The following is a 25,485-nucleotide window of genomic DNA, read 5'->3' as shown; positions in this document are numbered from 1 at the left end:
TGCCGTGCCGATGGGGAGCGCCATGAAACCGAACGACGCAGCGTTAAACGCCGCCACGAGCCAAATCGCTGAGGCCCAGCAGGAACCTGAGCGTCGCCCCTCGATTGCAGGCTTTTTCGACGAGGCGACCAACACCGTCAGCTATGTGGTGCACGATCCCGCCACACGGGAAGCGGCGATCATCGACTCGGTGCTCGATTACGAAGCGGCGTCGGGGCGGACATCCTATGTCTCGGCCGAGCGGGTCATCGAATATGTGACTGCGCATGATCTGAGCGTGGTCTGGCTGATCGAGACCCATGCCCATGCCGATCACATCTCGGCTGCGCCCTATCTGCAGGAAAAGCTCGGCGGGAAACTCGCCATCGGGAAGGACATCATCCGGGTGCAGGATGTCTTCGGCAAGCTGTTCAATGCGGGCACCGATTTCGAGCGGGACGGGTCGCAATTCGACCATCTGTTCGTGGATGGCGAGACGTTCAGCCTGGGCTCGATTGCGGGCATCGCGCTGCATGTGCCCGGGCATACACCAGCCGACATGGCTTTCATCATCGGCGATGCGGCCTTTGTGGGCGACACGATGTTCATGCCCGATTTCGGGACGGCGCGGGCAGATTTTCCGGGCGGGGACGCGCGGCAATTGTTCCGCTCGATCCGCCGCCTTCTTGCGCTGCCGGGCGGGACGCGGCTGTTCCTGTGCCACGATTACAAGGCACCGGGGCGCGATGACTATGCGTGGGAGACCACCGTGGAGCAGCAACGGGCCAGCAATGTGCATGTGCGCGACGGTGTCACCGAGGAAGAATTTGTCGCCCTGCGCACCTCGCGCGATGCGACGCTTTCCATGCCGGGCCTTATCCTGCCATCGGTGCAGGTGAATATCCGTGGCGGCCGCCTGCCCGAACCGGAGGATAACGGTGTGAGCTACATCAAGATACCGGTGAACGCGGTATGATGCTGCCCGGCTTTCCGGACGCCGCCCCGCTTGCTGGCCTTGCCGGCGGTGTTCTGATCGGGCTCGCAGCTGCGCTGATGCTGCTGGGCATGGGTCGCATTGCGGGGATTTCGGGTATAGCCGCCTGCGCCACCGGTCTCTCCGATGGCAGCCTGCCGCGCAGCTCGGCTTGGGCGTTCGTGATCGGGTTGCCTGCGGGCGCACTGCTTGTGATGCTCGCCCAAGGCGGCCTGCCGGCCAATTTTGCCTCGCCATGGATTCTGGCGCTGGCCGGACTGGTCGTCGGCATCGGAACGCGGCTCGGCAGCGGCTGCACCAGCGGGCACGGCGTGTGCGGGATGAGCCGGTTTTCACAACGCTCTATCGTCGCCACGCTGACCTTCATGGTCACCGGCTTTGCCACCGTCGCGGTGATGAACGCGCTGGGTCTGGTGGTGCTGCCATGAGCGGGCGTATTCTGGTTCCGGCCCTGTCGGGCACGATCTTTGGCGCCGGTCTGGCGCTGGGCGGCATGACCGACCCGGCACGCGTGCGCGGCTTTCTCGACCTGTTTGGCGATTGGGACCCGACGCTGGCCTTCGTGATGGGCGGAGCAGTGCTGGTGATGGTTGCCGCATGGCGCATCCAGCCACGACTGGCCCGGCCCCTGTTCGCAGACGGTTTCGCCTTGCCCGGCACCAGCGATCTGACCCCGCGCCTGATCGGCGGATCGGCGCTGTTCGGGATCGGATGGGGTATTGCCGGCCTGTGTCCGGGCCCGGGGATCGCCGCGCTGGTAATCGAACCGGTCTCGGCGGCGATATTCGTCGCAGCGATGCTCGCAGGGATGGCCCTCGTCCGCCTGTTCGAACGCGCGGGCTGAGATCAGCCAGCCGCCCGGAGGCGGAGCGACGCCTTACCGCTGGACGCGGCCCGATCCGTCCCCGCTCATCAGCTTTTCGACTTCGGGCACCGTCACGCGGTTGAAATCGCCCATGACCGTATGTTTCAGCGCGCTCGCCGCGACGGCAAATTCAAGGCTCTGCTGCCGGTCTTCATAGGCGTTGAGGCCGTAAATCAGCGCAGAAGCAAAGCTGTCCCCGCCGCCGACACGGTCGACAATATCGGTCAGCTCGTATTTCTTCGACAGCTTGAAGCCGCCATCCCGCGTCCGCAGGCAGGCCGACCAATTGTTGCGGTCCGCACTCAGGCTTTCGCGCAGAGTGATCGCGATGGTGTGCATCTCCGGATAGATATCCAGCACCTTCTGGCCCAGCGCTTCGTATTTCGCCGTATCCAGCTCGCCCGATTCCACGTCCACATCCACTGTGATGTCGAGCGACTTTTGGCAGTCTTCTTCATTGGCGATGCCGACATCGACATATTTCACCAGCTCGCGCATCACTTCGGGCGCGGTCTTGCCGTATTTCCACAGCTTGCCCCGGAAGTTGAAATCGCAGGATACGGTGACGCCCGCTTCCTTCGCCGCCTTGACGCAGGCCATGGAAAGCTCCGCCGCCGACAGGCTGAGCGCGGGCGTGATGCCGGTGATGTGCAGCCACTTCACGCCTTTGAAGATGGTCGGCCAGTCAAACTCGTCCATGCCGGCATTGCAGATCGAGGAATTGGCGCGGTCATACACCACCTTGGAGGGGCGCTGGTTCGAACCTGTCTCTAGAAAATAGATCCCGACCCGGTCGCCCGAACGGCTGACATGCGCGGTATCGACGCCAAACTTGCGCAGCTCCATAATCGCGTTTTCGCCGATATCGTTGTCCGGCAATGCTGTCACGAAACCGGCATCCAGTCCGTAATTGCTCAGCGCGACAGCGACATTGGCCTCGCCTCCGCCGAAAGTCGCTTCGAACGATGGCGACTGGAAGAAACGTTCGTGGCCGGGCGTTTTCAGCCGCAGCATGATTTCACCGAAGGATAGGAATTCAGCCATGGGGAGGACTCTCTTGTCTTGGGGGTTAGATCAGCGCGCGTCCGCAGCGATGGCGACGGCTTCGCGGGCAAGATCGGTGATTTTGGAATAGTCGCCAGCGGCAATTGCATCGGCGGGTGTCAGCCAGCTGCCACCGCAGGCGAGCACGCTGGGCAGCGCCAGAAACTCGGCGAGATTGCCGGCCGATACGCCGCCGGTCGGCATGAAGCGCATTTCGCGAAAGACCGAGCCGAACGCCTTGAGCATCGGCACCCCGCCCGCCAGCGTCGCGGGGAAGAACTTCACCGCTCGCAGGCCGAGCGCATAGGCGCGCTGGACTTCGCCCGCCGTCATGGTGCCCGGATAGACCGGCACGCCCTGATCGAGGCAGTATTCCACCACCTCGTCCACCAGGCCGGGGCACACCACAAATTGCGCGCCCGATGCCACGACCGATTGCGCCTGCTGCAAGGTCAACACCGTACCAGCCCCGACGATCAGGCCCTCGGTCTGGTCGATGATCGCTTCCATGCAGGCCTGCGCGGCATCGCTGCGCAGGACGACCTCGATTACGCTGAGCCCGCCATCCTGAAGAGCCTTGGCCGTTTCAACCGCAACCTGCGGATCGTCCGCCGAGACCAGCGGGACGACAGGAGCGGCAGACAACCTGCGGTCGATTTCGGATTGCACATCCATGACGGTGTTCTCTCAAGCGGTCAGGAGAAAGCGAGACCGCCATTGATGTCGACATTCGCGCCATGGATGAACGAGGCTTCGTCCGATGCCAGATAGGCGACGGCGTCGGCGGTTTCTTCCGGGCGACCCTGACGCTTCAACGGCGTGGAATTGGCGACATTCTCGCGCGCGGCATCCGGCGTGAACTTGTCGTGGAAAGCCGTGGCAATCATGCCCGGGCACAGCGCATTCACGCGGATCCCCTTGGGCCCCAGCTCCTTGGCCAGACCGCGGGTCATGGTCATCAAGGCGCCCTTCGACGTGGCGTAGGCAATCGCGCCGCCGCCGCCGCCATCACGGCCTGCCAGCGAGGCAAGGTTCACGATGGCTGCGCCTTCTTTCATATGCGGAGCCGCCGCTTTGGTTGCGAGAAATGCTGAGGTGACGTTGAGCTGCATGACGAAGTTGAAGAACTCCTCGTCCATTTCATCCAGTGTCTTGCGGGCAACCAGACCCCCGGCATTGTTCACCAGAACATGGATTTCCTCACCGAAGGCATCCTGTGCAGCCTTGACCAGCGCAGCGACATCGCCTGCTTTCGTCACATCGGCCTTCACCTTGATGCCTTTCCCGCCGCCAGCCGCTTCGATGGCCGCCAGCGTTGCATCTGCGTCGCCTTCATTGCTGTTGTAATTGACGACGACGTTTGCGCCTTCGCCAGCCAGCTTCACGCAAATGGCGCGGCCGATATCGCGGCTTCCGCCGGTTACGATCGCTGTCTTGCCTTGGAATTTCATTATGGTTTGCCCCGTCGGTTGGAAATAATGATCAGATTGTTTTGGATTTGAGCGGCTTGATATCCGGACACAGCACCCAGACCGAAAGGACGGTCAGGATGGCCAGCGCCGCGCCGACAACGAAGGCCGGAGCGTAGCTGTTCACGGTAATCACCGGGATCAGGAAGTTGAGAGCGACCACCGCAAGCTTGGCCGCGGTACCGGCGTAACCCGCCAGAGTGCCGACCGATTTGCCGCTGTAGAAGTCGCTCGGCAGCGTCTGGATGTTGCCGACTGCCGTCTGGAAGCCGAACAGGATCGCCGCCATCAGCAACACGGCGAACAGCGGTGTCGATGCCTGCGTGGTGGCCAGCAGGGACACCAGCATGATGAGCCCGCCTAGTGTGATAACGCTCTTGCGCGCCTTGTTGACGGTCCAGCCGGCCTTCAGGCGGTTCTGGGCAAGCAGGCCACCGAACCACGCGCCGAACATCGCCCCGACATAGGGGATCCAGCCATATAGGGCGATTTCCTCTACCCCAAAGCCGTATGTTTCGTTGAGGTAAAGCGGCAACCAGCCGACGAACAACCACCAGATCGGATCGAGGAAGAACGACGCCATGATGACGCCCCAGCTTTCCTTGCGCGATAGTATCTCGCCCGATCCAGGAGCGTATTCGGCAGTTTCGTTGGTCTCCGTGTTGCGCTGTCCGGTGAGGATGAACTCCCGCTCTTCAGCGCTGATCCACGGGTGTGCTTCGGGGCCGGATTTGTAAACGATCAACCAAGGGATTAGCCAGAGGAAGCCCAGCGCACCGATGGCCACAAAGGTTGCCTGCCAGCTGCCGAGAAACACGAACAGCAGACCGATGATGGGGGCCGAAACGATGCCGCCGATTGCGGCACCGGAATTGAAGATGCCCTGCGCCAATGCACGCTCGTTGATCGGAAACCACTCGGCATTGGCCTTGGTCGCGCCGGGCCAGTTGCCCGCTTCGGATACACCCAGAATGGCGCGGAAGGCCGCGAAGCTCAGCAGACCTTGTGCAAAAGCGTGCAGGATCGTCGCGGCGGACCAGACGACGATGGAGAGCACGAAGCCAAGCCGCACGCCGATCCAGTCGAATATCTTGCCGAACAGTGTCTGACCGAACGCATAGGCGAAGGTGAAGACATTGAGGATGATCGCATATTCTTCCTTCGTCATGCCGAGATCTTCGGAGATCTCCGGCCACAGGAAGCCCAGCGCACCGCGATCAATGTAGTTGATGATCGTCGCCAGAGCGACAAGCATGACGATCCAATAACGAAGTTTGCCCTTCATCATGCCGGGTCTCCCGCTTCCAGAAAGTCTTCGCGTGCAGGACTGAACGTGTCGATCAGCACCCCGGCTTCCAGACAGACCGCCCCGTGATCAAGATGCGGCGCGATATAGAAGGCATCGCCAGCGCCCAGCACCTGCTTGTGGCCGTCGACGAACACCTCGAACTTGCCGCTTTCCACCAGCGTCGACTGGCTGTGCGGATGCGCATGGACTTCGCCCACGGCGCCTTCGTCGAACCAGACGCGCACCACCATCAGATCAGGCCCGTAGCCGAGGATCTGGCGCGATATGCCGCCGCCGAGATCTTCTTTCGGTATCGTGTCCGCCTTGACGAAAGCGGCGCTTTGCTCGCGCATTCTGGTGGCCATGTCAGTTCCCCTCCCCGGGAAGTTCGATCCTTGCAGCGAAGCCCGTCCAGCTGACGGGAGCTCCGTCGATGGTCGCGCTGTGCCGGCGCGCGGGATCGGTGTCGTAAGAGATCGCCAGAGCGGTCTTTGCGCCGCCCTTCGTCTTCACAATCACAATGTCGTTATTGCCCTGCTTGATGTGCTCCAGCGACGCGACGAGGCTGCGGCTGTCGATGGTTTGCTCGGTTGCGCCGTCATAAAGACCATGCGGCTCGATCATGCTGACAAAGGTCACCGCATCGACGCCGCTCACCCGCTGGATCGCAATCGGCTCGCGGCGCAGGTTGAAGTTCGGATCGTTCGCCCCGCTCTCGGCGAGGATCACCTGCAGCCCGGCGCGCGGCACGAAGCGGTAGCTGTAGAAGCGCCCGTCCAGCAGCCATGTCATGTGGCTCTTGCCGGCCTGCGGCACGGCAGTGCCATCCACCCAGATATGCTGGTACCCGTCGCTGTCGCCCAGCACCGGGCGGCCCGCGACATTGCGCGTCACGTCGAAGCCGGTTTCCATGATGTGGCCGGAATAATGCAGCGGCAGGTCGAAAGTTCGCGCGCCATCCCCCGAGGCGCGCAGGACATCGATGATGACCGGCTCGGCCAGTCCATCGACTTCCAGAAGAGCAAGCGAGCGCAGCATGGCAACAGGGCTTTGCGGGTAGGCCGTGTCGATCCGCGCCGTGGTGATCTGCAATGCGTCGCTGTCGGAGAAATAGAGCTGCTCCGGCGCGAAGCTATCCGCGACTTTTGCATCGCCATCGAAATGCGTGGTCTGGTCAACCACCAGCGCGTTGTGCGCGACGGTCTGCTTGGCCCAGCTTTCGTTCTCGGGAAGGTAGCGGCCGCCTTCCTTCGCCTCGATATTCAGGAACCGGGCCGCGCCGTAATCGCGCACGATTTCGTTGCCATTGTCGTAAAGCTGCCAGCTGAGCTTGTCGAAATGGCCATGCCCCATGCCCTGCGAGCTGTTCTTGGCGACCAGCGCCATATGGTCTGGTCCCTCGCCATCGCGCAACACGGCAACGGCGCCCTGCTTCCCTTCCGGCCCGTCGGAGAGAAGAAGGGACCGGAAGGGAAAAGGTTCGGCCCGGCCAGAGGCGAGATCGCGCGACAGCGTGAGCCCGTTTGCGCTGAGGACCGTGCGACCCTGAAATTCGGCGATGGACAGAAGATCGGGATTCTTGGTGTTGGCATAGCCGATGGCCACGCCTTCATAGAGCTCTGCGGTGTTCAGGCTCTTGTCGCGGATCGCATCGTTGAAGGGGAAGAAATAGCCGCCATAGGTCAGCTGGATCGTGGTCCGCAGCGCCTTGACCAGAATGCCGTCGCGATATGCAAAGATGTCTCGCTCGGGTTCGTTCTTGGCGATGGCATCGGCGAACACCATGAACGGCAGCAATGCGAAGCGCTGGTAATACGGCCCTTCGGTATAATATCCGTCGGGCGAGAACAGCAGTTCGGTCTGGCGCAGAAATCCGGCCTCGCCGCTTTTGTCGGAACCGAGCAGGGCCCGCTGGACCATATCGTCATCGCCGAGCAGATAGCCGGTCATGCCGACGCCCGCTGTGGCCCAGGTCGCATGGTTGTGGATGCGATCGAATGTGCGCTGCGAATCCACGGAGAGGAAGCGCGCCGCCGGGCGGAAGACATTGTCGTCGATCCGCTGGCGCTCTGCCGGTGTCAGCGTTCCGCGAATATCGGCATAGCCCTGCACGCTGTGGACCAGCCACATCGCATCATTCAGGACCTGCCAGAACAGGCGCCCGACATTCTGGTTTGCCTTTGCGGGATGATCGCCCAGCGCGGGATACATATCGGCATAGGCCAGCAGCATATCGCGCACATAGGCGCGGTATTTCTCGTCACCGGTGATGCGGTACAGTTGGCCGCCCTGGTAGATGGCGCGGAAGTTCCGCTTGTGCTGCTCGTGCGTGTATCCGCCGCCGGGGTCCTTGGGCAGCGGGACCACAACGCCTTGCTCCATCATGCCCGCGAGGAATTCCTCGCCCCGCTGCATTTCAAGGGCGAAGAGCGGCGGCAGCGTCTCTGCCTGAGCAGCCTCCGCCACGGATTGCGCCGACGCCGCTGCCGGCACATTTGCCGCGGCCACATCTCCGCTGGTGGCACAGGCGCTCGTCGCAGGCAGCAGCAGGGCTGCGAGCGTCAGGCGGGCCGAAGGCCGGGCGATCATTGTACGCCTCCACCGGCCACATTGCCGGACATTTCGGCGCGGAATGCGCCGCCAAAATTGAGCTCTTCAAGCACCGACTCGGGCGTGCCCGTAAAGACATTGCCCCGGATCGAAGTTTTCGGTGTGCCGACCGTATGGACGACCCGCAAAGGCGCGGAGTCCCTGACCGCATTGCCCGAAACATCGGCGATCTGGACACCGTGCAGATTGATCGAAGCGCCCGGCCCGTTGGTCGCCGCGCTGCCGACATTCGTCAGGGTATTGCCGGTGATTGTGACATTGGGCCCGAAGGTGCTTTCGTCGCGTCCGCCGCGATAGATATTGGCAATCGGACCGCCGATATCGGTGAAGCTGCTGCCGGTAATGTCGAGATAGTCGACATTGTACTGGCCGTAATCCTCGGTCTCGGCAGCGGCGAGGACGACCGCGCCGGAAATATCGGTGAAGCTGCTGCCGGTGATCTTTACCCGGTCCGCGAGCGAGCTTTTGCCCAGTGCCAACACATGGAACGACTTGTTGACGTTCAATCCGCGGACTTCGACGCCATTCAGCTCGATGTCGATATTCGACTGGATCGGGAAGGTCGATGTGCGGATGACCGCATTGCCGACCGAATCCGGCGCGAGCTCACCGTCGATAACGAGGTTCTGCAGCTGCAAATCGCCGCCTTCGCGCAGCTCGATCAGTGAGGGGCGCGAGAAGCGGATTACGGGCCTGTCCGCAGTATCCGCCGCGTCGCCGCGCAGCGTCAGTGGCTTGTCCAGCGCAATGGTTCGATCAAGCACATAATCGCCCGGCGTCAGCAGCAGGACCTCACCGGCGCAGGCCTGCGCGATGGCGTCGAACAGTGACGTGCCGCCGGGATAGACGCGTGTGGTCTTGCCAGCGAAGCCGAACGGTTCGCGCTCTTCCGCCTTGGGATAATAGGGCGCGCCCACTTCGGCCAGCGCCACCGGGGCGAGGTCCGACGGCGCACCGATCGAGGCCAGCTCCGCAGCAACCGGATAGAGCAAGCCATTGCCTGCCCTTTGCAATTGTGCCGGAGCAACCGGCAGGCCGGGCAGCGCTGCATCCACCTGGCCCTGAATGACGCGATTATTCGCAAACGCGATGCCCGACATATCGTCGAACGCCTCGACAAACGGCCCCGCATCCGCGCCGCCCAGCAGGTTGGCCGTGAAAGTCGAGTTGCTTGGGCGGGCCGAGCGTTCCTCGTCGGCGCCAATGCCGAAACCGATGGCCGCGCTATCGACAATCGTGTTGTTCGAAATGCGCGCGCCCTCAACTTCCACATAGCGGTTGACTGGCGAATTGGGGACGCCGTTCATCACCGCCAGCGCGCTGGAGAATGCTGCGCCGCGCAGGCCCTCCATATAGTTCTGGCGCACCGTCTGGCCGCGATTGATCACCCGGATTCCGCCGGTGTAATCCTGCCCGTCGCCCAGAAACACATTGCGCTCGACCACATTGTTGTCGCCGTGCCGCAGGGTCAGATTGCCTTTGGCGCGCAGGAACACGTTTTCGCGGAAGACATTGCCGCCCGATTTGGACGAGATGATCTCCACCTCTCCGCTGGTCCGGTCGAACACATTGCGCTCTACGACCGTATTGGAGTTGAACATCGAATAGACGCTGGTGCCGATCCGTAAGGTCTCGCCGCCATTGGAGCCCAGCGTTGCGCGCGGGCCGAAATAATTGTGATCGATCCGGTGGTTGTTCTCGCGGCTTTCCTCGCTGTTGAGGCGGACAGCCAGTGTCACACCCTTATTGCTCTTGCCGGAGAGATGGTTGTGATCGAACCGGTTGTTCCGGCCATAAATGCCGACCCAATAATCGGATTCGTACCGGTCAGGCTTGCTGAAGCCGTCAATGACCACGCCGGTAACCCGGCTGTTGCTGGCGAGCACTGCGTCGCTGACCCGGTAGGAAACCGTTTCACCGCGCGGGCTGTAGCCATCTTTGAAAACAAGGTTCGACACCACGAGGTGCTCACCACCCATGCGCAGGCTGGACTGGCCGGTCAGGAACACCTTACCGGCCTGCTGGGCGGTGACTGTGAGCGGGGCATCGGCGCGGCCATTGCCCAGCACGACCATATCGAAATCGCGCCATTCGCCATTTGCGAGGATGATCGTATCGCCGGGCTCGGCCTGTTCAAGAGCGGCAGAGTAAGCGGCCTGCGTCCGGACCAGCAGGTCCTCCGCAAGAGCCGGCGAACCGATCAGGCTCGCAGCTACACACACAAGGCCAAGCCTTGTTGCCATCTCCCCATCCCTTCCTTCTTGTTATGGCGTGACCATAACCGGAAAAGGCGGTGTGTCAATCAATCTGGACTGATATAAATCTATTTTTGTCTGGCCAATTGGCCTAGCCAATCTTGGCGCCTGCGAGGAAGCGCTCGCGGCTCTCGCTGGCTTGCTGCTGAACCTCGGCCAGGGCCAGGCGTTCGGTCGCTTCGAGCATCGTCTCCAGCAGACGGTGGAAGTGCTCGCGCATGGCATTGCGCGCATCAATCGGAGCCCTGTTCTTCAGCGCCTCGTACACCGCGCGATGCTCGTCGGTCCGGGTTTCCGCATCGTGCACGCAGACCGCTTCATAGGTTGCCTTCACTTCGGGAATTTCTTCCCGCATCCGCCACAGCGATTTGATCGTATGGACCATCGCCGCATTGTTGGAAGCTTCGGCAATGGTCAGGTGGAATTTCTCATCGGCTTCGTTGGCGGCATCTTCCCCGCCCGATGCCATCTGGTCGATCAGAGCGCCCAGCTTTTCAATATCCTCGTCGGTGATGTTGCGCGCGGCCAATGCCGCCGCTTCAGCCTCGACCAGCAGGCGCGCCTCGGTCACTTCGAAAGCGCTTGCGGCGGGAAGCCGCTCGTCACGCATCGGAGCGCTTTCGCTCACATACACGCCCGAACCGGTTTTGATTTCCAAGCGGCCGACCGCCTGCAAGGCAATTTCCGCTTCGCGTATCGTCACCCGGCTGACCCCCAGCTTTTCGGCCAGCTCGCGCTCGCCCGGCAGACGGGTTCCGGCAGGATAGGCACCGCTATCGATCAGCGCTGCGATCTGCTCGGCTACGGATTGGAAAAGTCGCTTCGCGGCCATGAATTCTCAAGCTCCGGATCAATTGCGTGTGTGTATACCAATTTTCCTAGACACGTTTTCGGGAAAAACCAATTCGGCAGTCCCGCCGTCTTCTCCTAGAGAGGGTGAGAGACGGCGGGACGCCTTGGGAGAGGAAGGCTGCGACCCGGTATCCGGCGCCTTCCTGTCGCTTACAGTTTCAGCGTCGCTCCGAAGGTGATCCGGCGATCAGGCAGACCCTGGAAGCACAGCAATGCACCGTTGTTGACGCAATACTGGTTGATCTTCGACTTGGTCAGATTGACGCCCTCGACCCCGACACTCAGATTGTCGCTGATGTCATAGTTGATGCTGGCGTTCAGCTGACCACGGGCATCGGTGACAACCGGATAGCCCAGCGTCGAGTTGAGGCTTGCGCCGCCAGCTGTATCCAGAGTCCGGAACTCGTCGCGCCATGTATAACGGGCGCGGGCCGAGAGGCCGTACTTCTCGTAATACAACGTGACGTTGTAGGCGTGGGGCGAGAAGTCCAGCAGACCTTGCACCGCCTCGACCGGCAAGGTCAGGTTCGGATTGATCGCCTGGAAAATCTGGCCGCCGCGCGACGAGTTCGCGTTGGTTGCTTCGCCGCCGCCAAAGTCCTGATAGGTGTAGTTGGCGATGATACCGAAGCCCGATGCGAAGCCCAGCGTATCTTCGAACTGCGACAGATCGTACTGGAAAGCCACTTCGATACCGGTCTGGGTCGTCGTGCCGGGATCGTTGATGGTTGTTTCAAGCGGGACACAAAGGCCGTTGCCGGGCACGTTGGACAGCACGTTGCGGTCGGGCAGCGGGTTGAACACGCCGCCGCCTTCACAGGGCGCGGTGATGTCGCGGAAGCCGTTTGCATCCAGCGCGACGTCTTCCACCTGCGTAACGAACAGGTTGGTGCGTTCCTTGTGGAATACGCCCACGCTCAGCACCGATGCCGGCGCAAAGTACCACGAAACCGACGCGTCGAACGACTGAACCGTTTCCGGAGCGAGGCCAGGATTGCCCTGCACAACCGTGTTGTTGGGGCCGGTCGGGAATTCGGTCGAAAGCGACAGGCGGTCGAAATCGGGACGGTTGATGTCCTCGGTGTAGCTGGCCCGGATCACGATGTCGGGCGTCACGTCTGCGACCAGGTTGATACGAGGCAGCAATTCGACATAGCTGCCACCCGAACTCACCGGCACGGCTACGCCGTTCAGGATCGAGTTACCGCGCGACGAGATGTCGGTGCTCACCCAGCGCAGACCCGCATTGCCGCGCACGACGCCGAATTCGAAATTGGCCTGACCGTAAACGGTGTGTGTCGTCTCGGAGATGTCGAACGAACCCTCCAGATTGCCCAGCGAAGTGGGATCGAGATCGGCCAGCAGCGGAGAATCGCCATTGGCCGCGCGCTCTATGCCGACAGGAGTCGCCGCAAGGGCAGCCTGCAGAGTGGCGAAGACCGCTTCACGGTCCGAGAATGCGCGATTGGGATCGATCAGCACGAAGTTGCGGAACGCCAGTTCCCGCCCGTCGAAATCACCGAAATTGTCCGGCCCCGGCACGATCAGATCGGCAATGGCAGAGCCCAGAACCGAACGACGCGGATCACCGGTGCCGAAGGTCGAACGGACGAGATCGAAATCGGTCGATTTCTTGCTGTAACGATAGCCTGCATCGAACGAGGTGAAGAAGCCCGTCAGGTCTTCCAGATCAAGCGATCCGTCCAGACGGAAGGCATCTTCCTTGTTCTCGGTCCGGTTGTTGCCAGCCGAAACCGCATCCAGAACCGTGTTGTTCGGGTTCAGCAAGTCGGCAACCGTGGGAGCAAACGGGGAGTCGAAATTCACCCCGAATGTCAGCGAATTCCCCGACAGATCGTAGATGAACGGCACCGGGTTGTCGTTGCTCGACAGATCATAGAGCGCGTTCGGGTTGATGAAGTTCAGCGTGGTGCTGAGGTTCGGATTGGTCGTATCGGAACGCGAAGTCGACGCCTCCACCCGGCCGGAGAACCGTCCGCGCTCGAAATCCGCGCCCAGACGGAAGATCTTGCTGTCGGTCAGACGCGCACCCGTATCGCTGGAGAAGCGCAGGTTGGGATCGTTGCTGTCATACTCCGGATCGGCAGGATCGAAGTTGAGATTGGGCTCGATCGTGCCGGCCAGCGCCGCTTCGATGCTGCCCAGCTCGGTCCCGCCGAGCGAACCGAAATTGATCGTTTCGAAAGCGGTCGGGACGTTGGTCAGGATAACGGCGCTCACGCCCGAACCCTGAACGCGCGAGCTGTCCTGACGGCGCTCCTGATCGTTGATGATCGTATCGAAGAAGATCTTCACATTGTTGCTGGGCGCCCACTCCAGGGTCCCGGCAAAGTTGATCGTCTCGTATTCGAAATTCTCCAGCTCCTGATTGAGGAACTGAATGCCGAGATACGGGAAGTCCGGCCCCGGAGCACCGGCCGATGTGCGAGCCGTGTTCGCCAGAACGCGGTTGTCGCGGTCGACACGCGGACGGAACGATGTCGCTTCCTGCTCCGAATAGCTGCCGGCGAGAACAATGCCGATCTCGCCCATCTCGGTATCCCAGGCCTTGCCGAAGCTGCCTGCAATACGCGGGGTCACGCTTTCCGAGAGCTCGCTGTATTCCCCCTGCGCACGCAGAACGAGAAGCGTCTCGGTCAGGTCGAGCGGGCGAATCGTCCGCAGATTGATCGTACCACCGACAGAGCCTTCGATCGTTTTCGCTTCGGGAGCCTTGATGACCTCGACCGAAGAAATGATCGCGGCGTTCACGTCTTCGAAATTGATGCCGCCGCGGCCCGTGCCCGAACCGACCGTCGACACGCCGTTGATTTCCGTGCGGTTGTCATTGGTACCGCGAATCTGGACCCCGGTGCCCACGCCGGCTGTACGGGTGATCTGGATGCCGGTGACGTTTTCGAGAACTTCTGCGAGGTTCTGGTCAGGCAGTTTGCCGATATCTTCAGCCTGGATGACTTCGACCAGGCTGTCTGCATTGCGCTTTTCAGAGAGAGCGCTCTGCAGCGAGCTGCGAATGCCGGTAACAACGATGACATCGCCATTATCGGTGGCCACGCCTTCATCGGCCTCCTGAGCATGCGCAACGCCCGGCAGCGCCAGCGCGGTCAGGGCCGTGCCGGTGAGAATCTTTGCAACAAAACGAGAATTGAACGCGGCCCCACGGCCGCCAAAAGCGGTCTTCGACATCTGAATTTCCCTCCCAGACTTTTATCTGTGGAAGGTGGGATACTGTCTAGACCACGCTTGTCAACCGGTTGTTGATACCTGTTGCTAAATTTCTGTCATACCAATTTGGGCTAGGGCTTTGCCAAGGTGCCGGGCGGCGTGGGCGAGGATTGGAATGCGTGACCCCGCTGAAGCGTTGGGGCGCAAAGCCGTTCAGTCCAGCGCACGGGCGCGCCAGATGCGGGTCCGGTGTTTATGAACTGATAGCGCTTGTGACTTTCGGCACTGCGCGGCGCAGCGAGTCGCATCCGATTCCCGAATAGGGTGGCTTCGTAGCCATGAATTGATGGCCAACCGGACGCCAACCAACGCATTGCGTCAGGACAATCGGAACAGCATCACCAATGACAATGCGCTGCCGCCGTCACGAGTGATTTTCGAGATGCTATGGAGTGTAAGAGTGGTGCCCAGAAGAGGACTCGAACCTCCACATCCTTGCGAATACATGCACCTGAAGCATGCGCGTCTACCAATTCCGCCATCTGGGCATACGGGCGAGGGCGGGTGCTCTTGCGCATCCGGTCGCCGGTAAGTGGGGGCCACTAGCCAACGGGCTGGCGGGATGTCAACAACACTTCTTGCATCGAAGGCGATTTGCCAGCGGTCCCATGCAAATGGCTGCCGCCCGCCTCGCGCTCCGCCCCCGGCCTACCCATCTCACGCCGCCCGAAACGCCCGCCTTTGGGAACGGTTGCCCGCGCGCGCCGGTTCGGGCAAAGCGCCCCACAGCACACAGACCCCTTTTCAAGGACCCTACCCATGCCCGCTCGCTCCTCTCTTCACGGCAAGCTTGTCACCGTTTTCGGTGGCAGCGGTTTCTTCGGGACGCATGTCGCGCAGGCCTTGCTGGAGCGCGGCGCGCGGCTGCGGATTGCCAGCCGCAATCCGGAAACCGCCTTCACGCTGAAGCCGCTCGCCAATCTGGGGCAGCTGCAATTTGCCCGCTGCGATATCCTGAACGAGGCCAGCGTGCAGGCCTGCGTGCAGGGGTCCGACGTGGTGATCAATCTGGTCGGATCCTTCGAAGGCAATCTACTGAAGCTGATGGGCGATGCGGCGGGCACGATTGCCGAGGCGGCGGCTTCCGAGGGTTGCTCTGCCATGGTGCAGGTGAGCGCGATCGGGGCGGATGAAGACAGCCCGACCGGCTATGCGCAAGGCAAGGCGCGCGGTGAACGGCTGGTGCTGGAAGCCTTCCCCAAGGCGACCGTGCTGCGCCCGTCGATCATCTTCGGGCAGGACGACAATTTCCTGAATATGTTCGCCGGGCTGATCCAGATGATGCCCGTGCTGCCGGTGTTCGGGCCGGATGCGAAGCTGCAACTGGTCCATGTCGATGACTGCGCCGAGGCGGTTGCGCTGGCGGCGGAGAACCCGGGCAAGCATGGCGGCAAGACCTACGAACTGGGCGGGCCGGAAGTGCTGACCATGATGGAGATCAACCAACGGATCGCCGATGGCCAGCGCCGCAGCCGCGCTTTCATCCCCATGCCCGATGCCATTTCAGGCGTGTTTGCCGCGCTGCCCGGCACGCCAATGGGGACCGACCAGTGGGCCCTGCTGAAGCAAGGCAGCACTGTCTCGGGCGATTTGCCGGGGTTCAAGGAGTTCGGGATCGAGCCTGCGCCGCTCGACCTGTTTCTCGATCGCTGGATGACCCATTACCGCAAGCATGGCCGGTTTTCCGACAAGCTGGCGAATGCGGGGAAGATGTAAGGAAGCGGCTGGCTACCCTTCGATAACCTGCTGAGCGGCCTGCAGCGGCTCTACCAGCAGGACAGAGCCGTCATTGCCGGTAATCCGCACCCGCTCGCCCACCGAGAGGTCCGGCCCGCGCGCGCTCCAGTCGCTATCACCGACATGGATGCGGCCTGACCCGTGGCTGATCGCGACGGTCACGGTGGCGGTTTCGCCCACCAGCCGCCCCATCCGGTTGTTCAGCAGCGGATCGGAGCTGACAATGGGCCGGTCGCGCAGGATGCGTTTGGCGCTGAACACGGTGATCAGCGCCACCGTCACGAACTGGACGACCTGCATCACCGGGCCGAGATCGAACATGAAGGTCAGGAGGCCTGTGGCCAGCGCGGCCATGGCCAGCCAGATCAGGAACACGCCGGGCACCAGCATTTCCGCCGCCGCCAGAATCAGCCCCAGCGCAACCCAGATCCAGTGCGGTTCGATACCGTCGAGCATCGCCAGCGCGCCCTAGCTCTTGTCGCCGGCGCGCGGAACGCTGGCCCGGGCGCGCCCCTTGGGCAGCGGCGTGCCATTGGTGTCGAGCGTGGTGTTGACCAGCCCTTCGCCCACAGCGTCTTTTACCAATTCGCCGATCCCGCCGAGCGATCCGATCAGCTGGGTCGCCTCGACCGGGAACAGGATGGTCTTGGCATTCGGGCTGTCGGCAAACTTGCCCACGGCCTTCGTATATTCCTGCGCGATGAAGTAATTGATCGCCTGACTGCCGGAACTGGCGATGGCGTCGGACACCAACTGCGTCGCTTTCGCTTCGGCTTCGGCTTCCCGTTCGCGCGCTTCAGCGTCACGGAAGGCGGCTTCGCGCTTGCCCTCTGCTGTCAGAATGGCGGACTGCTTGTCGCCCTCTGCGCGCAGGATGTTGGAAGCGCGGTCGCCCTCGGCCTCGAGGATTTCGGCACGCTTCAGGCGCTCGGCCTTCATCTGGCGCGCCATGGCCTCGCTGATGTCGAGCGGCGGGCGGATGTCCTTGATCTCCACGCGGGTGATCTTGATCCCCCAGGGCGAGGTCGCATGGTCGACCACGCTCAGCAGCCGGGCATTGATCTCGTCGCGCTTGGACAGCGTTTCATCCAGATCCATGCTGCCCATGACGGTGCGCAGATTGGTGGTGGTGAGCGCCATGATCGCATTTTGCAGTCCGCTGACTTCATAGGCCGCCTTGGCCGCATCCAGCACCTGAAAGAACACCACAGCATCCACGCCGACCATGGCGTTATCGGCGGTGATGATTTCCTGCCCGGGTATATCGAGCACCTGCTCCATCATGTTGATCTTGTGCCCGACGCGGTCGATGAACGGGATGATGAGATGCAGCCCCGGCTCGGCAGCGAGGGTGAATTTCCCCAAGCGCTCGATCGTATAGACGAAGCCCTGCCGCACGACCCGCACACCCAGCAGGATGAACACGATCAGGACGAAAATGACGAGGCCGAGCAGAAATTCCATTGCGTTTATCTCCTTGCGCGCAAGCTAGCCCAACAGGTCCGACGCGCCAAGGCTTTGACGCTTCTTGGTCCGCGCGGTGTGATTACAGATTGGCAGAATACAGCGCGAGCAACCGGCCCCATGCGCGCTCTGCCGCGTCCCTGTCGTAGGCCGGGCTGTCGAGCACGCACCAGCCGTGATCGCCGGCATAGACTTCCACTTCGGCGGCCACGCCCGCTGCATCGGCGGCTTCGCGCAGAGCGCCCTTGTCGCCCGGCGCCTTCTCGTCATCGTTTTTTGCGATGGCGAAGAGGTATCCTGTATCCGGCGTATCGGCGAGCAGGCGGTGCGGGCTCTGGTCGTCCTCGCGCACCAGCCCCCCGCCGTGGAAGCTGGCCGCAGCCTTGATCCGCGCAGGCACGGCGTGGGCGCTGTAGACGGTGAACGGCCCGCCCATGCAATAGCCCTGATTGCCGATCCCGCGCGCCGTATCGACCGCCTCCTGCCCGTCGAGCCAGCCGACCAATGCAGTGGCATCGCGCATCACCGCATAGCTGGAGAGATTGTCGCGCCACGGGCCGACTTTCTGGAAACCGCCCGCAGCGCGGAAGGCGGGGAAATCCTCGAACTGCTCGCCCGTCACGTCGCGGTAATAGGGGTTCACCACCAGCACGGCATAGCCCTCGCCCGCCAGCCGCCGGGCCATCATCCGCTTGGCCTCGCGCAGGCCGGCAATGTCGGGCCACAGGATCACCGCCGGGTGTTTGCCGCTGGCAGGGTGGACGAAGAATGCGTCCGCATCGCCATCGGGCGTATCGATCACCACGGTGTTTTCAACGAGGCCGCTGGCGGTGGGTGCATCCTCACCCTCGCTGACCATGCCGGTGCAGCCAGCCAGCGCCAGCGCGCCGGTGCCCGCCCCCAGCCCCGCGCCAAACTGCCGCCGTGTCAGTTGCCAACCGGTGTTGCCGTCTTCGGGCAGAGTGGTTTCATCGCACATGGTCGCTTGGTCCTTTTCATTTGCGGCGCAGCCTAGTCCCTCCCCGTCCTTGCACAAGGCCGATCAAATCCCGTGATGGACATGCGCGCCGGTTCGCGGCAGGAAGGGTTGCATATGGCGACCTAACAAGGCGCTAGCTCTACTTTAAGTGGAGCGGGGAGAGGGAAAACACATGAAGAAATTTGCCACCGCTGCGCTTGCCGCGTGTCTGCTGCCGCTGGCTCTGGGATCGTGCGAGGAAGCCTTCGACCCGGCGGCCAATGGCGGGATCGACGGCGCGCGCCTGCTGAATGCGCAGGCCGATGGCGCGAACTGGATCAGCTACGGCCGCAATTACGAGGAGCAGCGCTTCAGCCCGCTGGCCCAGATCAGCACCGAAAATGTCGGCGAACTGGGTCTGGAATGGTCCGCCGACATGGACACCGCGCGCGGTCAGGAAACCACGCCGCTGGTGATGGACGGCAAAATGTACATCACCACCGCGTGGAGCAAGGTGAAGGCCTATGACGCCGCCACCGGCGAACCGCTGTGGAGCTACGACCCCGAAGTGCCCGGCGAAACCGCCGTCAAAGCCTGCTGCGATGTGGTGAACCGGGGCCTCGCCGCATGGGGCGACCGGCTGTTCCTTGGCACGCTTGATGGCCGCCTGATCGCACTGGACCGCGATACGGGCGAGGTGGAATGGGAAACGGTCACAGTCGACCAGTCCAAGAGCTACACCGTCACGGGTGCGCCCCGCGTGATCGACGGCAAGGTCATCATCGGCAATGGCGGCGCGGAGTTCGGCGTGCGCGGCTACGTCGCGGCCTATGACGCGGCGAATGGCGAGGAAGTCTGGCGCTTCTACACCGTGCCCGATGGCACGGAGGACGAAAACTCCGACGCTTACTTGCAAGACGCGGCCAAGACGTGGAGCGGCGATACGTTGACCGGCGAGGACGGCATTGGCGGCGGCGGCACCGTGTGGGACGCGATGGCCTACGACGCAGAGCTCGACATGATGTATATCGGCGTCGGCAATGGTAGCCCATGGAACCGCGCCTATCGCAGCCCCGGCGAAGACGGCACCGGCGAAGGCGACAATCTGTATCTCTCCAGCATCGTCGCCATCCGGCCCTCCACCGGCGAATATGTCTGGCATTACCAGACCACGCCGGGCGAGACATGGGACTTCACCGCCACGCAGCACATCATGCTGGCGGACATGGAAATCGACGGGCGCGAACGTCAGGTGCTGATGCAGGCACCCAAGAACGGCTTCTTCTACGTGATCGACCGCGCGACTGGAGAATTCATCAGCGGCAATCCCTATGTCACCGTCAATTGGGCGACCGGTATCGATGAAAACGGCCGCCCGATCGAGAACCCCGAAACCCGCATCGACAAGACCGGCCAGCCCGCCATGGTCACGCCGGGCGCGCTGGGCGGGCACAACTGGCACCCGATGGCCTATCACCCGGGCGAAAACCTCGTCTACATCCCGGCTTTCGAGGCAGGCATGGTCTATGCGCCCGAAGCCGACTGGAAGCCCGACCGGGCGCGCGGTTTCAATGTAGGCTTCAATCTCGGCGCGGGCGATCTGCCGCCCGATCTGGGCTTCCGCAAGGAAGTGGCAGGCACGCTGCGCGGCATGCTGGTCGCATGGGATCCGGTGGCGAAGAAACCCCGCTGGACCGTCGAGCATCCCGGCCCGTGGAATGGCGGATTGCTGGCCACCGCGGGCGGCCTCGTGTTCCAGGGCACCGCCGGCAGCGACTTCAAGGCCTTCAACGCGGCCGACGGCAGCGAGCTGTGGAGCTTTGCCGCCCAGACCGGCATCGTCGCTCCGCCCGTCACCTACACCGTGGATGGCGAGCAATATGTCGCCGTGCTGGCCGGTTGGGGCGGCGCCTATGCGCTGAGCGTGGATGGCAGCCTGATCAAGGACAAGGCACCCGTGCGCAATGTATCGCGCCTGCTGGTGTTCAAACTGGGCGCAGAGGGCGAACTGCCCCCGCCGCCCGCGCTCGCCGACATCCCGCTCGACCCGCCGCCAAGCCGGGCCACTCCCGAAGTGATCGCGCTGGGCGCAGAGAAATACGCGCGCTACTGCGCCGTATGCCACGCCCCGGGCGCGGTGGGCAGCACCGTCCTGCCCGACCTGCGCCGCAGCGGCACGCTGGGCAACAAGGCCAGCTGGATGGCCGTGGTCCATGACGGCCTGCTGAAAGACAACGGCATGGCGAGCTTTGCGGAGTCGCTCAGCAAGGACGAAATGGACGCGATCCGCGAATATGTGATCAAGCGTGCCAATGAGGACAAGGCGATGGAGAATGACGGGAGTTGATGGCCCACTCCCCAGCGGTGGGAACGCCGAACCGTCCGACATCCGCGCATGGCAACGCTTGTCGGACGACGTAACGACATCGGGCAAGCTGGAAGCGGGCGACCCCGCCCGGCTTGCAGCCATCGGTGTGCGGAACGTCATCAACCTCGCGCTCGACAATCATCCGGAAGCCCTTGCGGACGAGGCGGCGCTGCTGGCCGAGCAAGGCATTGGATACACGCATATCCCTGTGCCCTTCGACGCCCCGTCGCCAGACGATTATGCCGCATTCTGTCAGGCAATCGAGACGGCAGAGGGTCCGGTCCACGTGCACTGCATTATGAATTACCGCGTATCGGCGTTCTTCTATCTGCTGCACCTAGAGCAAGGGATGGATGAAGCCGCTGCACACGCACTGATGGCAGAGCAATGGGACCCGGCGAGCGCTGATCACCCCGCTGCCAAACCTTGGGGCGATTTGATTGTGGCTTGCGCTAACCCGCCTCGAAAAAGTTCAGCTCCAGCAAAACGTTGTTCGGGTCGGCGGTAAATATCTGCTTCAGCCCCGCAGCGGGCACTTCGTTGACGGTGTAGTCCGCGCCGCGCTGGTCCAGCCGTCCCTTCACCGTGTCGAACTCGCCGCAGCGCAGGGCGACGTGGTGGATCGCTCCTGTGGCGCCGCCCTGCACCACTTCGCGGTCATAGGCGCGCGGGCAGTCGACCGAATTGAGATGCAGCACCGCGATGCCGTTCGCATCGAACATCCAGCGCACCTGTTCGGGCTTCAGCGGCGGCGGGCCGTCGCGCTCTTCCAGATCGAGCAGCTCGGCATAGAACCGCGCGGTCTCGGCCAGCCGGTCGGTGATGATGTTTACATGGTCCAGCCGCTCGACAATCATTCCCGCTCTCCCAAACGACGCGCATTCACCCCAGAAGCGACATTCCGAACACGCCCAGACCGGCGACGAAGAACCCCGGAGCAATCGGGATGTCCGTGCGGCCCGCAACCTTGCCATACAGCACGGTCGCAAGAAAACCGACGGTGAAAAAGATCAGGAAGGCAGACGGGTCGAAAAACCACGGCAGGAAGGCAATCAGAAACTTCACCACCCCGGCAGGCACCACCCGTGTCACGAACAGCGCCAGACCAACCACAACACCGGCGATCCAGAAGAGCCAGGGCACTTCGCCGCCCTGGACAAAGGCGAGGACAATCCCGGCGACCAGAATAAGACCCATGCTCCAGTTCGGCAGCTGCCCCGTCCGGATATTGTCAACCAGAGCCGGCACCATGACGCCAAGAAACGCGGCCAGCCGGACAAGCTCGAAATTGCCGTCAAACATCGCAGATTACCCCCTTCGTAACAGGAGGCTTGGTTAAACGGATTTGATAACCAAGGGGTAAAACTCTTCTATTTCAGTGCCATCCGCGCGCTTTGTCCGTCATCGACCTTGATCACTGCGCCGGTCACGCATTCGCTGGCGGGATCGACCAGATAGAGCAGGCTAGTGTCCAGCCCCTCCGGCTCGGGCACGCGCTGGCGGGCGAGGCCGGGGCGCGGGTCGCCGATGCGTTCAAACATTCCGTCGGTCATCTCGGTGACGAACATGCCGGGGGCAATCGCGTTGACGTTGATGTTCGCATAGGCCCACTCGACGCTCAGCGCCTCGGTCATGCGGGCAATGGCGGTCTTGGTCACTGCATACAGCGCCGCACCGCCGCCATCATAGCGGTAATGCGCAGTGCTGGAGATGTTGACGATGCGGCCCGGTTTCTTCGCCGCGATCAGTCGCCGGGCGACTTCGCAGCTAAGCACCCATGGCGCGCGCAGGTTTACGCCCAGCACGCGGTCGGTCAGCTCAAGGCTCATCTTGTGCGCCCGTTGGGCATCGGGAATGCCGGCATTGTTGACGAGGATGTCAATCGTGCCAAACGCCTGTTCGCCCGCCTCGACAGCCGCCACCAGCGCTTCTGCATCGGTGGCATCCATCGCCACGGGCAGCGCCTTATCGCGGCCTAATTCGTCTGCCAGCGCCTCCAGCCGGTCCAGCCGCCGCGCGGCCAGCACCACCTTCGCGCCATGCGCCGCCAACACGCGGGCGAACCGCTCGCCAAAGCCCGACGATGCGCCAGTTACCAGCGCCACGCGCCCGCTCAGATCAATCCCGCTCATACCGTCCCCTTAGAAAACTACTGTACGCCCGCCGCTCAGCACCACGCGCTCCTCGACATGCAGCCGCACCGCCTCGGCCAGCACGCGGCGTTCGATATCGCGGCCCTTGCGGACCAGCGCTTCGGGCGTGTCGGCATGGGTGATCGCCTCCACATCCTGATGGATGATCGGCCCTTCATCGAGATCGGTCGTCACGTAATGCGCCGTCGCGCCGATCATCTTTACCCCGCGCGCGTGGGCCTGATGATAAGGTTTCGCGCCCTTGAAGCCGGGCAGGAAAGAGTGGTGGATATTGATGCAGCGGCCTGCAAAATGCGCCGCCTGCTCGTCCGAGAGGATCTGCATATAGCGCGCCAGCACCACCAGTTCTGCGCCGGTTTCCTCCGCAATCCGGCGCACCTCCGCCTCCTGAGCGGGCTTGGTCTCGCGGGTCACGAGCAGGTGGTGGAAGGGGATGTCGCCGATCTGCGTATCGGTCACCGCCTCGCGCGGGTGGTTGGAGATGACCGCGACGGGTTCGATCCCCAGCTCCCCGATCCGCCAGCGATAGAGCAGGTCGGCGAGGCAGTGGTCGAACTTGCTGACCATCAGCAGTACGCGGCGCGGGCGGTCGCGGCTGACCAGCTTCCACTCCATCGCGAATTCATCTGCCAGCGGGGTGAAGTTTCGGCGCAGGGTTTCGGCCGCCGCGCCCCCCGGATCGAATTCCACCCGCATGAAAAAGCGGTCGCTCTCGCGGTCATTGAATTGCTGCGCTTCCAGCACATTGCCGCCGCGCTCATACAGGAAGGACGTCACCCGCGCCGTGATGCCGGGGCGATCCGCGCAGGCCAGCCGCAGGACGAGCGGCTCGCTCACCGCTTTGCGTGTCTCTGGCCCAGCGCCGCTTCGCACTGGTCCATCAGCGAAGCCATGATGTCGGCCACCGGCTCCTCGGCCTTGACCATGCCGACGCTCTGCCCGGCCATCAGGCTGCCATTTTCCACATCGCCATCGACCACCGCGCGGCGCAGCGCGCCTGCCCAGTAATGCTCGATCTGCAGCTGGGCTTCCATCATCTCCAGCCCTTCATTGTCCACCAGAGCGGCGACTTCGCGCTGCTTGGCGGTGAAGTCCTCGGTGCCCTTGTTCTTCAAGGCCCGCACCGGAATCACCGGCAGGCGCGGATCGACCTGCACGCTGGCCACCGCATCGCGGGCGTTGGCGCGGAAGAACGCCTTCTTGAAGTCGGGATGGGCGATGCTCTCGCTGGCGCAGGCAAAGCGCGTGCCCAGCTGCACGCCGACCGCGCCCATCTCCAGATAGCCGGCAATCGCCTCGCCCCGCCCGATGCCTCCGGCGACGAAGACCAGATGGTCCTGCGCCAAGGCAGGCAGGAATTCCTGCGCCAGCACGCTGGTGGAAACAGGCCCGATATGGCCGCCCGCCTCCATCCCCTCGATCACCAGCGCATCGCCGCCTGATCGCAGCAGCTTCTTCGCCAAAGCCAGCGTGGGGGCAAAGACGATGACCTTCGCCCCGCCTTCCTTGATCTTCTCCACACTGCCCTTGGGAGGGATACCGCCCGCCAGCACCACATGGGTGACGCCGTGCTTCGCGCACACATCGATCAGCTCCATCAGCTGCGGGTGCATGGTGATGAGGTTCACGCCAAAGGGCCTGTCCGTCAGCGCGCGGGTCGCGGCGATCTCGGTATCGAGCAGCTCCGGCGTCATCGCCCCGCAGGCAATCACGCCAAAGCCGCCCGCATTGGAAATGGCCGAGACGAGATTGCGCTCGCTCACCCAGGACATAGCGCCGCACAGCACCGCATGCTCGCAGCCAAGAAACTCAGCGCCACGCTGCATAAGAGCGTGGCTTTTGGGGTAAGTGGTCATGGGGGTGCGGTTAGGGGAGCGGGGAAGGAGGGGCAAGCGTCAGGCAGCTAGCAGCGTTTCAATCCGGTCTAGTTCCGCAGCGAACGCGAAACACAGCTGATCGGCTTCTGCACGGTCGATCAGGTGGTTCGACATCTGGGGATAAACCTTGCGCCAGTATCGCTGACGCCGCGTATCCCATGGCGCAGTATCGCGCGCCGCCCGCGCCCGATCGAGCAGCGCGATCATCTGGTCACGGATTTCTTCCGGATCGACGCGCTCCTGCCGGCGCTCTGCTGGAAACATGTTCAGTTGGTCAGCCATTGCACACAGGTGATGCAACACACCGGCGATGCCACGCAATATGT

At 62.8% G+C, this 25,485-nt stretch carries 24 protein-coding genes and 1 tRNA gene; 6 read left to right on the top strand and 19 right to left on the bottom strand.

Going from position 1 to position 25,485, the window contains the following annotated elements:
* Positions 1–22 precede the first annotated feature (22 nt).
* From ACFCW2_RS06875 to ACFCW2_RS06865, 3 genes are read left to right on the top strand one after another with little or no spacing between them, the layout of a single operon-like run.
* A complete protein-coding gene (locus ACFCW2_RS06875; RefSeq protein ID WP_379548885.1) occupies positions 23–955 on the top strand; it encodes an MBL fold metallo-hydrolase in 933 nt (310 codons plus the stop codon).
* Positions 952–1,401 (top strand): YeeE/YedE family protein, encoded by a 450-nt coding sequence (locus tag ACFCW2_RS06870; protein WP_379548884.1) that lies wholly within the window; start codon positions 952–954, stop codon positions 1,399–1,401. The genes ACFCW2_RS06875 and ACFCW2_RS06870 overlap by 4 nt, the downstream gene beginning before the upstream one ends.
* Positions 1,398–1,817, top strand: a complete 420-nt coding sequence (locus ACFCW2_RS06865) for a DUF6691 family protein (protein ID WP_379548883.1) — start codon at positions 1,398–1,400, stop codon at positions 1,815–1,817. The genes ACFCW2_RS06870 and ACFCW2_RS06865 overlap by 4 nt, the downstream gene beginning before the upstream one ends.
* Positions 1,818–1,850: 33 nt before the next feature.
* On the opposite strand, the gene ACFCW2_RS06860 is transcribed toward ACFCW2_RS06865, so the two are convergent.
* From ACFCW2_RS06860 to ACFCW2_RS06815, 10 genes are all read right to left on the bottom strand, one after another.
* Positions 1,851–2,882 carry a PfkB family carbohydrate kinase gene (locus tag ACFCW2_RS06860; protein WP_379548882.1) on the bottom strand — a complete coding sequence of 344 codons (1,032 nt, stop codon included), beginning with the start codon at positions 2,880–2,882 and terminating at the stop codon, positions 1,851–1,853.
* 30 nt (positions 2,883–2,912) lie between these two features.
* A complete protein-coding gene (locus ACFCW2_RS06855) occupies positions 2,913–3,557 on the bottom strand; it encodes a bifunctional 4-hydroxy-2-oxoglutarate aldolase/2-dehydro-3-deoxy-phosphogluconate aldolase (RefSeq protein ID WP_379548881.1) in 645 nt (214 codons plus the stop codon).
* Between the two features lie 20 nt (positions 3,558–3,577).
* Positions 3,578–4,333 carry an SDR family NAD(P)-dependent oxidoreductase gene (locus ACFCW2_RS06850; protein WP_379548880.1) on the bottom strand — a complete coding sequence of 252 codons (756 nt, stop codon included), beginning with the start codon at positions 4,331–4,333 and terminating at the stop codon, positions 3,578–3,580.
* Positions 4,334–4,364: 31 nt separating this feature from the next.
* A complete protein-coding gene (locus ACFCW2_RS06845; RefSeq protein ID WP_379548879.1) occupies positions 4,365–5,639 on the bottom strand; it encodes an MFS transporter in 1,275 nt (424 codons plus the stop codon).
* On the bottom strand, positions 5,636–6,004 hold the full coding sequence (locus ACFCW2_RS06840) for a cupin domain-containing protein (protein WP_379548878.1): 369 nt from the start codon (positions 6,002–6,004) through the stop codon (positions 5,636–5,638). Before ACFCW2_RS06840 ends, ACFCW2_RS06845 begins: the two co-directional genes overlap by 4 nt.
* A 1-nt stretch (position 6,005) precedes the next feature.
* Positions 6,006–8,228: an alginate lyase family protein gene (locus ACFCW2_RS06835; RefSeq protein ID WP_379548877.1), complete on the bottom strand. Its 2,223-nt coding sequence runs from the start codon at positions 8,226–8,228 to the stop codon at positions 6,006–6,008.
* On the bottom strand, positions 8,225–10,492 hold the full coding sequence (locus ACFCW2_RS06830; RefSeq protein ID WP_379548876.1) for a polysaccharide lyase 6 family protein: 2,268 nt from the start codon (positions 10,490–10,492) through the stop codon (positions 8,225–8,227). Before ACFCW2_RS06830 ends, ACFCW2_RS06835 begins: the two co-directional genes overlap by 4 nt.
* A 103-nt stretch (positions 10,493–10,595) precedes the next feature.
* Complete coding sequence (locus tag ACFCW2_RS06825; RefSeq protein WP_379548875.1) at positions 10,596–11,336, bottom strand: FadR/GntR family transcriptional regulator; 741 nt, start codon at positions 11,334–11,336, stop codon at positions 10,596–10,598.
* 170 nt (positions 11,337–11,506) lie between these two features.
* Entirely contained in the window at positions 11,507–14,563 is a 3,057-nt protein-coding gene (locus ACFCW2_RS06820; protein WP_379548874.1) for a TonB-dependent receptor, read from the bottom strand.
* A gap of 440 nt (positions 14,564–15,003) precedes the next feature.
* Positions 15,004–15,090: transfer RNA gene (locus ACFCW2_RS06815), tRNA-Leu, on the bottom strand.
* A gap of 271 nt (positions 15,091–15,361) precedes the next feature.
* On the opposite strand from ACFCW2_RS06815, the gene ACFCW2_RS06810 reads away from it, so the two are divergent.
* A complete protein-coding gene (locus ACFCW2_RS06810) occupies positions 15,362–16,318 on the top strand; it encodes a complex I NDUFA9 subunit family protein (protein WP_379548873.1) in 957 nt (318 codons plus the stop codon).
* A gap of 12 nt (positions 16,319–16,330) precedes the next feature.
* On the opposite strand, the gene ACFCW2_RS06805 is transcribed toward ACFCW2_RS06810, so the two are convergent.
* From ACFCW2_RS06805 to ACFCW2_RS06795, 3 genes are all read right to left on the bottom strand, one after another.
* Positions 16,331–16,795, bottom strand: coding sequence for an NfeD family protein (locus tag ACFCW2_RS06805; protein ID WP_379548872.1), 465 nt, complete (start codon positions 16,793–16,795; stop codon positions 16,331–16,333).
* 12 nt (positions 16,796–16,807) lie between these two features.
* Positions 16,808–17,803, bottom strand: a complete 996-nt coding sequence (locus ACFCW2_RS06800) for an SPFH domain-containing protein (RefSeq protein WP_379548871.1) — start codon at positions 17,801–17,803, stop codon at positions 16,808–16,810.
* Positions 17,804–17,885: 82 nt separating this feature from the next.
* Positions 17,886–18,782 (bottom strand): dienelactone hydrolase family protein, encoded by an 897-nt coding sequence (locus ACFCW2_RS06795; protein ID WP_379548870.1) that lies wholly within the window; start codon positions 18,780–18,782, stop codon positions 17,886–17,888.
* Between the two features lie 172 nt (positions 18,783–18,954).
* Here ACFCW2_RS06795 and ACFCW2_RS06790 point away from each other — a divergent pair, with 172 nt between their 5' ends.
* Positions 18,955–21,108: a PQQ-dependent dehydrogenase, methanol/ethanol family gene (locus tag ACFCW2_RS06790; protein ID WP_379548869.1), complete on the top strand. Its 2,154-nt coding sequence runs from the start codon at positions 18,955–18,957 to the stop codon at positions 21,106–21,108.
* Positions 21,095–21,637, top strand: a complete 543-nt coding sequence (locus ACFCW2_RS06785; protein ID WP_379548868.1) for a protein tyrosine phosphatase family protein — start codon at positions 21,095–21,097, stop codon at positions 21,635–21,637. The genes ACFCW2_RS06790 and ACFCW2_RS06785 overlap by 14 nt, the downstream gene beginning before the upstream one ends.
* On the opposite strand, the gene ACFCW2_RS06780 is transcribed toward ACFCW2_RS06785, so the two are convergent.
* From ACFCW2_RS06780 to ACFCW2_RS06755, 6 genes are all read right to left on the bottom strand, one after another.
* Positions 21,582–21,986, bottom strand: coding sequence for a VOC family protein (locus tag ACFCW2_RS06780; RefSeq protein ID WP_379548867.1), 405 nt, complete (start codon positions 21,984–21,986; stop codon positions 21,582–21,584). The two genes, ACFCW2_RS06785 and ACFCW2_RS06780, sit on opposite strands and share 56 nt — an antisense overlap.
* A gap of 25 nt (positions 21,987–22,011) precedes the next feature.
* Positions 22,012–22,431 carry a hypothetical protein gene (locus ACFCW2_RS06775; RefSeq protein ID WP_379548866.1) on the bottom strand — a complete coding sequence of 140 codons (420 nt, stop codon included), beginning with the start codon at positions 22,429–22,431 and terminating at the stop codon, positions 22,012–22,014.
* 68 nt (positions 22,432–22,499) lie between these two features.
* On the bottom strand, positions 22,500–23,261 hold the full coding sequence (locus ACFCW2_RS06770; RefSeq protein ID WP_379548865.1) for an SDR family NAD(P)-dependent oxidoreductase: 762 nt from the start codon (positions 23,259–23,261) through the stop codon (positions 22,500–22,502).
* Between the two features lie 9 nt (positions 23,262–23,270).
* Positions 23,271–24,119, bottom strand: a complete 849-nt coding sequence (gene purU, locus ACFCW2_RS06765; protein ID WP_379548864.1) for a formyltetrahydrofolate deformylase — start codon at positions 24,117–24,119, stop codon at positions 23,271–23,273.
* On the bottom strand, positions 24,116–25,108 hold the full coding sequence (locus ACFCW2_RS06760) for an NAD(P)H-dependent flavin oxidoreductase (RefSeq protein ID WP_379548863.1): 993 nt from the start codon (positions 25,106–25,108) through the stop codon (positions 24,116–24,118). The genes purU and ACFCW2_RS06760 overlap by 4 nt, the downstream gene beginning before the upstream one ends.
* 69 nt (positions 25,109–25,177) lie before the next feature.
* Positions 25,178–25,441, bottom strand: coding sequence for a hypothetical protein (locus tag ACFCW2_RS06755; protein ID WP_379548862.1), 264 nt, complete (start codon positions 25,439–25,441; stop codon positions 25,178–25,180).
* Positions 25,442–25,485 lie beyond the last annotated feature (44 nt).

Origin of the sequence: Qipengyuania algicola (assembly GCF_042492175.1) — a bacterium.
Lineage (GTDB): Bacteria > Pseudomonadota > Alphaproteobacteria > Sphingomonadales > Sphingomonadaceae > CAJXSN01.
The sequence above is the reverse complement of the archived record's forward strand: the minus strand, read 5'-3'. Positions and strand labels throughout refer to the sequence as shown.